This is a genomic window from Nonlabens sp. Asnod3-H03 (assembly GCF_045063665.1).
In the GTDB taxonomy this organism is placed as follows: Bacteria; Bacteroidota; Bacteroidia; order Flavobacteriales; family Flavobacteriaceae; genus Nonlabens; species Nonlabens ulvanivorans.
In genome coordinates this window covers 211,578-222,887 of sequence record NZ_JBEFOD010000007.1, presented here as the reverse complement: position 1 = coordinate 222,887, position 11,310 = coordinate 211,578, and the positions used below count along the sequence as shown (strand labels likewise).

Annotated in this window: 8 protein-coding genes and 2 tRNA genes; 5 read left to right on the top strand and 5 right to left on the bottom strand. The window is 34.7% G+C overall.

Annotated features, from left to right (window positions below):
* The first annotated feature begins 177 nt into the window (after positions 1-177).
* From ACJJVI_RS02505 to ACJJVI_RS02490, 4 genes are read left to right on the top strand one after another with little or no spacing between them, the layout of a single operon-like run.
* Positions 178-681 (top strand): GbsR/MarR family transcriptional regulator, encoded by a 504-nt coding sequence (locus tag ACJJVI_RS02505; RefSeq protein WP_036584325.1) that lies wholly within the window; start codon positions 178-180, stop codon positions 679-681.
* 12 nt (positions 682-693) lie between these two features.
* Positions 694-1,827 (top strand): efflux RND transporter periplasmic adaptor subunit, encoded by a 1,134-nt coding sequence (locus ACJJVI_RS02500; RefSeq protein WP_397300628.1) that lies wholly within the window; start codon positions 694-696, stop codon positions 1,825-1,827.
* 22 nt (positions 1,828-1,849) lie between these two features.
* Entirely contained in the window at positions 1,850-4,987 is a 3,138-nt protein-coding gene (locus ACJJVI_RS02495) for an efflux RND transporter permease subunit (protein ID WP_405350110.1), read from the top strand.
* A gap of 4 nt (positions 4,988-4,991) precedes the next feature.
* Entirely contained in the window at positions 4,992-6,410 is a 1,419-nt protein-coding gene (locus tag ACJJVI_RS02490; RefSeq protein ID WP_405350109.1) for an efflux transporter outer membrane subunit, read from the top strand.
* A 150-nt stretch (positions 6,411-6,560) separates the two neighbouring features.
* Here ACJJVI_RS02490 and ACJJVI_RS02485 read toward each other — a convergent pair.
* Both ACJJVI_RS02485 and ACJJVI_RS02480 read right to left on the bottom strand, forming a co-directional pair.
* Positions 6,561-6,634: transfer RNA gene (locus ACJJVI_RS02485), tRNA-Arg, on the bottom strand.
* 94 nt (positions 6,635-6,728) lie between these two features.
* Entirely contained in the window at positions 6,729-8,585 is a 1,857-nt protein-coding gene (locus ACJJVI_RS02480) for a mucoidy inhibitor MuiA family protein (RefSeq protein ID WP_042270035.1), read from the bottom strand.
* Between the two features lie 59 nt (positions 8,586-8,644).
* Here ACJJVI_RS02480 and ACJJVI_RS02475 point away from each other — a divergent pair, with 59 nt between their 5' ends.
* A complete protein-coding gene (locus tag ACJJVI_RS02475) occupies positions 8,645-9,166 on the top strand; it encodes an adenine phosphoribosyltransferase (RefSeq protein WP_036584339.1) in 522 nt (173 codons plus the stop codon).
* Between the two features lie 46 nt (positions 9,167-9,212).
* Here the strand turns inward: ACJJVI_RS02475 and ACJJVI_RS02470 are convergent.
* The 3 genes from ACJJVI_RS02470 to ACJJVI_RS02460 form a co-directional block, all read right to left on the bottom strand.
* Positions 9,213-9,288, bottom strand: a tRNA-His gene (locus ACJJVI_RS02470).
* 107 nt (positions 9,289-9,395) lie between these two features.
* Complete coding sequence (gene bshB1, locus ACJJVI_RS02465; RefSeq protein WP_405350107.1) at positions 9,396-10,121, bottom strand: bacillithiol biosynthesis deacetylase BshB1; 726 nt, start codon at positions 10,119-10,121, stop codon at positions 9,396-9,398.
* On the bottom strand, positions 10,121-11,284 hold the full coding sequence (locus tag ACJJVI_RS02460) for a trans-sulfuration enzyme family protein (RefSeq protein ID WP_405350105.1): 1,164 nt from the start codon (positions 11,282-11,284) through the stop codon (positions 10,121-10,123). The genes bshB1 and ACJJVI_RS02460 overlap by 1 nt, the downstream gene beginning before the upstream one ends.
* Positions 11,285-11,310: the final 26 nt, after the last annotated feature.

Sequence of the window (11,310 nt, the reverse complement as noted above, 5' to 3'; positions counted from 1 at the left end):
TATTGCTATATGAACAGTATTAATTTGATAATTACAATCTTCAATTTTGAAGATTGTATATCTGTGAATTGAAAAGAAATTTCTTTAACAATATTTAACTTCGTTTAGTTCGGTTGGTTCCGAACTAGTTATATATTTGCATGATTAAATAATGATAATAGGCTAATTTAAATAGAAATGAAAGATTCGATTTGCAAGGAAAAAATGGCGCTTGTTGAAAAATTAGGTGTTCATTTAGAAAATAGGGAACAGCTTGCACCTGTCGCAGCTCGGATATTATCATATATCATACTTACTGGAAAAAAAGGAAGTACGTTTGAAGATCTAGTGACAATTCTATGTGCAAGTAAAAGCACTATATCTACACATCTTAATCATTTACAAGATTTAAATAAGATTCAATACTTCACTAAAGTTGGAGATCGTAAAAAGTATTTTATCATAAAAAAAGATATCATAATTCAGCATATGGATAAAATGGTGAGTCATTGGGATGATGAAAGAGCCATACATGTAGAAATTAAGAACTATAAAGAGGTTATTAATAATAGCAAAATTGAGAATGAAGAAGAAAAATTTGATCTCAATTTTCACACAGATTATATAAAATACATAGACGATGCTACAGCGTCTATTTTAGAATTAAAAAGTAAAATATCAAATAATCAAATCAATATCTAAAGGTAAAAAGTGATGAATAATAGTATAGTTTATAAATTAGTAATGATGGCTTTATTGTTCGTTATCACCAGTTGTGGAGATAACAATGAACAAGCAGCTGCTGCAAAAGAGCAACAAGCTTTACCATTTCCTGTTACTCAATTACAAACCAAAACCGTTACGGGTTATACAGAGTATCCAACAACTATTGAAGGCAAAGTGAATAGTGATGTAAGAGCAAAAACATCTGGATACATAGAAAAAGTATACGTAGACGAAGGTCAAAAAGTGCGTAAAGGACAAGTGCTTTTTAAATTAGAAACACAATCGTTAAGTCAAGATGCAGGAGCAGCAAAAGCACGCGTTAATGTCGCACAGGTAGAGGTTGATAAACTAATTCCTTTAGTAGAAAAAAACATTATTAGTCCAGTACAGTTAGAAACAGCAAAAGCAAATTTAGCGCAAGCAAAAGCTAATTATAGTGGTGTGACTGCAAATATTAGTTATGCTACCATTAAAAGTCCAATTGATGGTTTTGTTGGAGCTATTAATTTTAGAGAAGGCGCATTAATTAGTCCAAGTGATGCAACACCACTCACAACAGTAAGTCAGATAGACGAAGTCTATGCTTTTTTTAGTTTTAACGAAGCGCAATACATTGATCACTTACAACGCTCAGAAGGTCAAAACAAAGCAGAGCGTATTAAAAATTCACCAGACCTAACTTTAGTGTTAGCAAATGGTAAGGAGTATTCTGAAAAAGGGCGTATTCAAACCAGTACAGGACAGATTAACCAAAGTACAGGTACGATTCAAATTAGAGCAGCTTTTGATAATCCAAACGAAATTTTGACTAACGGAAACAGCGGAAAAATCAAATTCCCAATAGAGTATAAAGATGCTATTGTTGTACCACAAACGGCAACTTTTGAGCAACAAGGTAATATTATGATTTTCAAATTAGGAGAAAATAATAAAGTAGAGACTTCTATTTTAAAAATAAAAGGTACTGTAGATAACTTATATGTTGTAGAGTCTGGTGCAACAGCAAACGACAAGATTGTAGTATCTGGTATAGGAAAACTAAGAAGCGGTATGGCAATTGCGCCTCAAGAAACTTCTTTTGAAGAGGCTATAATACCTGTAGCAACATTATTTAGAAATTAGATAACCACCAAACATATTTATCATGTTAAAAATATTTATTGAAAGACCAGTACTTTCAACAGTAATCTCTATTATCATAGTTATGCTAGGTGTTATTAGTATAACTACCTTACCAATAGAGGAATATCCAGATATAGCACCACCAACTATTAAAGTAACTGCAAATTATACAGGTGCAAATGCAGAGACCGTTTTAGAGAGCGTTATTGTACCTATCGAGGAGCAAATTAATGGAGTAGAAGGTATGACCTACATTACCTCTACAGCTTCAAACAATGGTACTGCCGAAATTACGGTATATTTTGATCAAGTAACAGATGCAGATATTGCAGCTGTAAACGTCCAAAACCGTGTAGCTAGAGCCACACCATTATTACCATCAGAGGTAACACAAACAGGAGTTGTAACACAAAAGCAGGAAACCAGTGCTTTGATGTTTATTTCTATGTATTCTGAGAACGATAACTACGATGCTACATTTATTCAGAATTACTTAAAAATTAATGTAATTCCAGCAATGCAACGTATTAGTGGTGTTGGTGATGTTAGTGTGTTTTCACAACAAGATTACGCTATGCGTGTTTGGTTAAATCCAGAAAAATTAGCGTCTTATAATTTAATACCTTCAGATATTACTGCAGCTTTGGCAGAGCAAAATTTAGAAGCAGCAGCAGGTTCTTTAGGTGAAAATAATGGTGAATCATTTTCATATACATTAACCTATAGTGGTCGTTTTAAAGACGAAGCGCAATACAGCGATATTGTAATTAAAGCTTTAGGAAACGGAGAGTTTTTACGCTTAAAAGATGTGGCAACTATAGAGTTAGATGCTCAATCATACTCATCTAATGCCATGAGTATGGGGAATCCAGCAGTTTTTATGGGAATTTTCCAAACTAAAGGATCCAATGCACAAGAAATTATTGAAAACATTAAAGTGACTTTAGAAGATGTAAAAGCAGATCTTCCTGAAGGTTTAGACATTTTTGTACCATACGATACTAGTTTATTCTTAAACGCTTCAATAGAAAAAGTAATTAGCACATTATTAGAAGCTTTTTTACTGGTATTCTTAGTAGTATTTATCTTTTTACAAGATTTCCGTTCTACTTTAATTCCAGCAATTGCAGTACCGGTTTCTATTATAGGTACCTTCTTCTTCTTAAATGTTTTCGGCTATTCTATTAACTTACTTACATTATTTGCCTTAGTACTTGCTATTGGTATTGTAGTAGATGATGCAATTGTTGTTGTTGAAGCTGTTCATGCTAAAATGGACGAAGGAGAACACAACCCGAAAAAGGCAACATTAACTGCAATGAATGAAATTTCTGGAGCCATAATCTCAATTACGTTGGTAATGGCAGCGGTATTTATTCCAGTAACGTTTATTACTGGACCAACAGGTGTTTTTTATGAGCAATTTGGTGTTACGTTAATTATTGCCATTTTAATTTCGGCAGTAAATGCATTAACCTTAAGTCCTGCATTATGTGCTTTATTATTAAAAGAACATAAAGAAGATGAAGAGCTCAAAGGAAAAGGACCATTAAAACGTTTTTATACCTTATTCAATCGTGGATTTAATGCAACCATTAATAGATACGGTAAATCATTACAGTTTTTATATAAAAGAAAATTTGTTTCAGTATTACTATTAATTATTGCAGGTGTTGGTATTTATTGGGCTTCAATGACAACTCCAACAGGTTTTGTACCTAATGAAGATAGAGGAATTGTTTTTGCAAACATCGAATTACCTCCAGGAGCATCATTGGATAGAACAGATGCTGTTTCAAGAAAATTATATGCTCAAATTGAAGGTATAGAAGGTATTGAAGCTGTAAACTTTATAAAAGGTAGAAGTTTAATAAGTGGTGCCGGTAGTAATTATAGTTTTGGTATTATAAAACTTAAAAATTGGGATGAACGTGAAGACGAGTCATTATCTGCACAAGCTATTACAGGAAAATTATTTGGTGTAGCAGCAGGAATACCTGATGCCAATATTATATTCTTTTCACCTCCAAGTATACGTGGTTTTGGTAACTCATCAGGTTTCGAAATCAATTTATTAGATAAATTTGGTGGTGAGTTCACAGATTTAGATCAAGCCAATACAGACTTTTCTATGGCTTTAATGAGTCACCCAGAAATTAAATATGCACAATCTTCTTTTAGTACAAACTATCCACAATATGAAATGGAAGTTAATGTACCGTTAGCAAAAGAAAAAGGCGTATCTGTAAGTAGTATATTTTCAACATTACAAGGTTATATAGGTGGAATTTATGCATCTGATTTTTCTAGATTTGGAAAACAATATAGGGTATACATTCAAGCATTACCGGAAGATAGAGCAGACGAGAATGCCTTAAACAGTATGTTTGTGCGTACAGATTCTGGCGATATGACGCCTGTTACACAGTTTGTAACCTTAGAGCGTGTGTATGGTCCACAATCGGTAACACGTTTTAACCTTTTTAATTCTACCATGATTTCTGGTGCTACTAACGATGGTTATAGTACAGGTGATGCTATTAGAGTTATTGAGGAAGAGGTAGCAAAACTACCAAGTAATTATACAGTTGCTTACTCAGGTTTAACACGTGAAGAGGTAAACGCAGGAAACCAAACGACGTTCATATTTATATTAAGTATCTTATTTGTATACTTTTTATTAAGTGCACAATACGAAAGTTACTTGCTACCATTTGCTGTAGTATTATCATTACCATTTGGTGTATTTGGTGCCTATATAAGTACTAAATTCTTAGGGTTAGAAAACAATATATACTTCCAGATTGCCTTAATCATGCTTATTGGTTTGTTGGCTAAAAATGCGATACTTATTGTTGAGTTTGCTTTACAGCGAAGAAAAAATGGTGAGAGCATTGTAGATGCAGCGATAGATGGTGCTAAGTCACGTTTACGTCCAATTTTAATGACATCGTTTGCCTTTATCTTGGGATTAATGCCTTTAGCATTAGCTTCAGGTGTTGGGTCAGAAGGAAACAACTCTATTGGTTCTGGAGCAGCAGGCGGAATGCTTATTGGTACTATTCTAGGAGTATTTGTTATTCCTATCCTATTTATATTATTCCAATGGTTACAAGAAAAAGTTTCGGGTAAACCAGCAGTACAAACTATTGAAGATTAAAACAATGAAGTCAATAATAAAACATAGAAACTTTAGTAAAGGCGCATTAATATTAGTTGTAGCATTAACACTACAAAGTTGTTTTGTAGCTCAAGATTATGTGAGACCAGATTTACCTGAAGTGACGCAAGAGCTTTATAGAACAGATAACTTGCCTATAGATAGTTTGTCCATGGCAGACTTATCTTGGAAAACAATGTTTAAAGATTCCGTTCTTCAAAATTATATTGAAGAAGGTTTAGAAAATAACATGGACGTTCGAATAGCAATTCAACAAATGAAAGCGGCACAAGCTTATGCAAAACAAGGAAAAGCAGGATTTCAACCTACTTTAAATGTAGGACCCAATTATACTCGTCAGGAATTTTCAGAAAATAGCCAGTTTGGTTCTATTTTTAGTGGTGGACTAAACACCTATGACATTACAGCAAATTTATCATGGGAAGCAGATATTTGGGGTAAAATAAGCAGTAATAATCGAGCTACACAGGCAGCATATTTGCAAAGTGTTGCAGGTCATCAAGCAGTGAAAACTCAGCTTATTTCTAGTATAGCCAGTGCATATTATAATTTATTAGCCTTAGATGCGCAACTAGAAATTACAAAACAAACTATAAAGACAAGGGAAAGTGGTGTAGAAACCATAAAGGCGTTAAAAGATGCAGGGCAGGTAACTCAAGTAGCCGTTGATCAAAATGTGGCTCAGTTTAATAATGCTAGAGCTTTACAGGTGGATATTGAGACAGCTATTTTTAAAACTGAAAATACCTTGAGTATTTTGTTAGGTAAGGGACCGCAAAATTTTGATAGATCAACATTAGAAAGCCAGGTGATTGAAGAAAATATTAAATTAGGTTTTCCTTCTACTTTATTACGTAATAGACCAGATGTAATGGCAGCAGAATATGGTTTAATAAATTCGTTTGAGTTGACCAATGTTGCTAATAGTAGTTTCTATCCATCGTTAACGCTTACGGCTTCTGGAGGTTTACAGAGCTTACAATTAGATGAATTATTGAGTGTTAACTCTCTATTCGCAAATATAGTAGGTGGATTAACCCAGCCAATTTTAAATAAGCGAAAGCTTAAGACGCAAAAAGAAGTTGCTCTTGCGCAACAAGAACAATCACTTTTAGAGTTTAAAAAAACATTGTTGATTGCTGGTAATGAAGTGTCAAATGCATTGTTTAGCTATGAATCAGAAACTAAAAAATATGAATTTAGAGTTAATGAAGTAGAGGCGCTGCGTAAAGCCGAAAGTAATTCTGAAGAATTATTAAAAAACGGCTATGCAAACTATCTTGATTTACTTACCGCCAGAGAAAGTGCATTAACAGCAGAGTTAAATATTATTGATAGTAAATTACAGCAATTAGTAGCAGTCGTTAATCTATATGAAGCCTTAGGAGGTGGATGGAGGTAACTTGATAGAAATATGCTTTTAAAGTAATAACAGTAAAAGCTTTAAAGATGGGATTATTACAATTTGTAATAATCCCATCTTTTATCATTAAAATTTAAGTTTATAGCATAAAAAAGGGTTTCAATTTCTTGAAACCCTTGTTATATCTAGTGACCTCGACAGGATTCAAACCTGTAACCTCTTGAGCCGTAATCAAGTGCGCTATTCAGTTGCGCCACGAGGCCTAGTTTCACGTCCAGCTTAACGCTTTAGCGGCTGCAAATATATACTTTTTGTTCAATTGCAGCAAAGCAGAATCAATAATAATTCAATTAAATTTTACTCTAGATTAATTCGTCTCCTTTTAGGATACTTAACTCGATAAGAAAAATGCTCTTGAACCTGACTACCACTACCGAGGTTGATTTCCCAAGTTAAAATTTGAGTTTCTTTGTCGACTTGTGCCGTTCCCGTTTCTACTTCATCTACTTTGATCTCACTATTGCCACTTATCGGCACACGATCTTGCAGTTTAACCACAACTGTTTTATTACGATTATTTTTTAAAGTAATTTCATAATTCTTAGAAACGATGCGATTGTTACCAAAGAAAGATTTTGCTTTGAAATCTCGTTTATCTTCTCGTTTAACACTTATCTGTGGATCAACACCTAATCCTACTACCAATTCTTCTTTTGTGGTATCGGTGTCAAAATATATTTTACCTATAAATGCATCCTCAAAATAAACATTTGCCTCTCCAGGTATTAAATTCAATGATTCCCAATTAGAAAGAGTAGCGGTCAGAAATACATTTTCATTAATTACAGGAGCAGCATAATAAGCATATGCAGCATCAACATTATTATTTGATATTTCTATATCTGTAGATTCTCCCGTACTAGGTATTGAGTAAAGCTGTGATAAATTAAAGGTGCGCGATGCTATATTCTCTTCAATATCTTCAACTACAGCTGGTACATAATCATCTACTTCAACTTCTTCAGCATCATAATCAAATCTACTTTTCTTTACAGTACGATAGGCTGAAATTACAACTGCATCTAATGATTCTTCCATAGTTACATTGATGTTGGAAGCATATATAGGTGTTTCTTGAGGTGTATAGCCAGCATAACTTATCACAAGTACTTCACCGTCTTCTGCATTGATACTATAGTTACCATCAAAATCGGTAGTCGTTGCTATAGAGGTTCCTTTAATTAATACCGTTGCTCCCAACACAGGTTCGCCAGAACTATCGGTCACTTTACCATTGATAGTTTTAACTAATGGATTATATCGTTTATTACTTCTACCCGTTGCTCTTGCGTTGTAATTCCTACTTACAAAACCTAGACGTTTTGTTTCTAGTTGGGGCATCTGGTTATCCATTTGAGGATCACCAGTTGATATCTTTAATTTTATATTATTCCAGTCTGTGCCAGTAGCTTGATAAGCTTGGGCTTTAAAAGCGAGATTTATTTTGTCATCAGTACCTTGTGCCGTGATATCATATATAGGTACCCATCCAGCGCTATATACATTATAACTAAAGTTGATCGAGTAGCGACGTGTTGATGGTGTGATGACTTTTAACGTTATCGTTCCTCGACGTTCATTAGCCTCGGGATTAAGTTTTTGCTTTTCGGTATTCAACTTATTCAGTTGCTCGCTGGCTTTAGTAATAGCCTCATTATTTGCATTGCGCTCATTAATAATAGCAGCAAATCTGGTACGGTAATAAGAACCAAATTCTTTAATTTGTGCGAGGCTCAATCCGGTATCTTTACTGTTAAGACTACGATTACTTTCTAATAATAATCTCTCTTGGTCCAGACCGCTATTAAGTGCATTTAACTTACCTATCTCATCTTTTACCTCTGCAATTTGAGCGTCTAGTGCTTTAATGTTATTGCTGGTTTCTTTCTTTTCTAATGCAGTAGCACTGTAAGAAAGTCCGTTAAGTCTCATTCCATCTAGATCTGTAATATTGATACTGGCCTCATCAATATCAGGTGATAAATCACTTAATTTAATCTCATGGGTGCCTTTTTTCAATTCTATACTAGTAGTACGTTCTATACGAGCACCTTGTAGGTATAAAGTGACTTCATTAATAGTAGAGGCTGTTTTTAAATCTTGACTATCGACAAATAATGAGGAAAGCAGTATGGTGATAAAAAGAATTCTCATAGTGAAATGTTTGACTCAAATTTAAAGATAAAATAAAAGGAACTTCTTACTTTTAGAAAATGAATAATGAATTTATAGAATCCCACATACACGACATCCCAGATTTTCCTAAAGAAGGAATCATTTTTAAGGATATTTCTCCATTACTCGCTTCCGCGAAAGCGAGATCAATCACCACAGAATTACTCGTTAGAGACTTTAGAGGTCAAACTATTGATGTGGTAGTAGGTATTGAATCAAGAGGTTTTCTTTTTGGAATGCTACTAGCAGATGCGTTAAATGCAAAATTTGTGATGTTGCGTAAACCTGGTAAATTACCTGGTGCAATTATTTCACAAGAGTATGAGCTAGAATATGGTACAGATACACTAGAGCTACAGGAAAATGCAATTTCACCTGGTGATTGTGTTTTGATACACGATGATGTGCTAGCAACAGGAGGAACCGCAATAGCCGCAGCTCAAATCATTCAGAAAGCTGGTGGGAAAGTAGAAGGTTTTAACTTTGTTATAGAACTAGACTTTATCAATGGGCGCGAAAAAATTAAAGATTATAAGATCGCATCAGTACTTCACTATTAAAAATTAAGGCATAAAAAAAGGTCTTAGTAAAACTAAGACCTTTTAAGGGTGGAAGACGGGATTCGAACCCGCGACTTCCGGCACCACAAACCAGCGCTCTAACCAACTGAGCTACAACCACCATATCAATGTGAGTTTTATTAAAGTGGATCTCAAGAATTCAACCACTGCGCCGTTAAGCGGATGCAAATTTAATACATTTCTGAATATTCAAAACACTTTATAAAAATTATTTTAGATCAAATATGCTATTTACTCCTGGATAGCGTTCTGACTTAAATCCTTCGGCGTGTTCTGTACCTAGATAACGACCTAAATTTGCAGCTCTATATTTTATAGAATCAAAGAAATTTTTATTACTTATCGGTGTCTCAGGTTCTTTAGAATTGGGGTCATAAAACTGTGAGCTATAAGCTGCTACAGATTTTATTTTTGTGTCTAGATGACCCGTTATATCGATCAGGATATCTGGTTCCATATCTTGCCATTGTATATAATGATACACGTGTTTAGGTCTCCAGGCTTCTTGAATTTGTCCTTCTAGTTTTGTTTCGATTTTACGTAGTCCCGATAAAAAACAGCTCTTACTTGTCAGTTCAGATCCCATTCCATGATCTGGATGGCGATCATAAATGGCATTACACAACACAATTTCGGGTTTGTACTTTCTTATGATTTTAATAATCTCCAACTGGTGCTGTTCATTATTAACAAAGAATCCATCACGGAAACCTAGATTCTCTCTTACGGATACACCTAATATTTTTGCTGCTGCTGCTGCTTCCTGATCACGTATGTCTGCAGTACCACGTGTACCTAATTCACCACGTGTTAGATCCAGTATTCCGGTTACCTTACCATTGGCAGCTTCTTTTGCAAGTACGCCTGCACAGCTCAATTCTACATCGTCAGGATGAGCGCCTATAGCGAGTATGTCGAGTTTTAAGTTATTCATCATTTTGCAATTTTACGGCTTTTCTCCATGGCGCGCTCAATATCTTCTATAAGACTGCTTACTTCTTCAATACCTACAGAGAAACGTAATAACTGATCTGTGATTCCTTGATCCTTGCGCTGTTGTGGTGTTAATAACGAATGTGATGTCTCGGTAGGAGCGAGAATAGTACTTTCTACACCAGCCAGACTTAAAGCTACTTTAACGATTTGTAATTCTTCTAGAAAACGATTGTGATTAATCGATTCTTTAAATTCAAATGACATCATACCACCATATCCATGCATTTGCGCTTTGGCAATTTTATAATCCGGATGCGATTTTAGACCTGGATAATTCACTTTTTTAATGGATGGATGTTTCTCTAGAAAGCGAGCTAGTTTTTTTGCGTTGCGAGTTTGTCTCTTAACTCTTAGACCTAGTGTTTTTATACTGCGTTCTAATAGCCACACGGTTTGATCACTTAAACTACCACCATAATTTTTTGCAGTTTTCCATATTTGATCCATGTGTTTTTGTGAACTACTTACGGTACCAGCACAAATATCGCTGTGACCACCTAGATATTTTGTCGCACTATGAATAATGATATCGATACCAAAATCTGCAGGATTCTGGTTAATAGGAGAGGCAAATGTATTATCGATAACGCTTATTAGAGAGTTCGCTTTCGCGAAAGCGGAAACCACAGTCATATCTACTACTTCTAATAGTGGATTGCTAGGAGTTTCTATGTAAATCATCTTAGTATTTTCTTTGAGATGAGCTTTAAGTGATTCACTATTAATTTGTTCTACAAATGAATATTCAATACCTAAGTTTGAAAATTCAGCATCTACAAAATGAGAGGTACCACCATAGATCGCACGTTGTAAAATAATATGATCGCCCGTTTTTAAGAACGCCATAAACACAGCACTGATGGCTGCCATACCACTACCGAAAATAAGTCCAGCCTCACAGTTTTCTAGTTCAGCTATCTTCTGACCTAAGGCAACTTGATTAGGTGTATTGAAGTATCGTGGATATAGATTAGTGCCTTCGCTACGGTAATCGTAAGCAGTTGAAGTATAAATAGGTGATGTAGCGCCACCATATTTTTCATCTTCTAAATTTCCTGCGTGAACACAAATAGTATTAACGGGTCTTTTTTTTGAGCTCATATCTGTTTTTTTAAGCAGTCCAAGTT

Excerpts from the sequence above, each read along its gene's own strand:
- bshB1 (WP_405350107.1), bottom strand. The coding sequence starts at position 10,121 with ATGAATAACTTAAAACTCGACATACTCGCTATAGGCGCTCATCCTGAC.
- ACJJVI_RS02490 (WP_405350109.1), top strand. The coding sequence starts at position 4,992 with ATGAAGTCAATAATAAAACATAGAAACTTTAGTAAAGGCGCATTAATA.
- ACJJVI_RS02505 (WP_036584325.1), top strand. The coding sequence starts at position 178 with ATGAAAGATTCGATTTGCAAGGAAAAAATGGCGCTTGTTGAAAAATTA.
- ACJJVI_RS02480 (WP_042270035.1), bottom strand. The coding sequence starts at position 8,585 with ATGAGAATTCTTTTTATCACCATACTGCTTTCCTCATTATTTGTCGAT.
- ACJJVI_RS02495 (WP_405350110.1), top strand. The coding sequence starts at position 1,850 with ATGTTAAAAATATTTATTGAAAGACCAGTACTTTCAACAGTAATCTCT.
- ACJJVI_RS02500 (WP_397300628.1), top strand. The coding sequence starts at position 694 with ATGAATAATAGTATAGTTTATAAATTAGTAATGATGGCTTTATTGTTC.
- ACJJVI_RS02460 (WP_405350105.1), bottom strand. The coding sequence starts at position 11,284 with ATGAGCTCAAAAAAAAGACCCGTTAATACTATTTGTGTTCACGCAGGA.
- ACJJVI_RS02475 (WP_036584339.1), top strand. The coding sequence starts at position 8,645 with ATGAATAATGAATTTATAGAATCCCACATACACGACATCCCAGATTTT.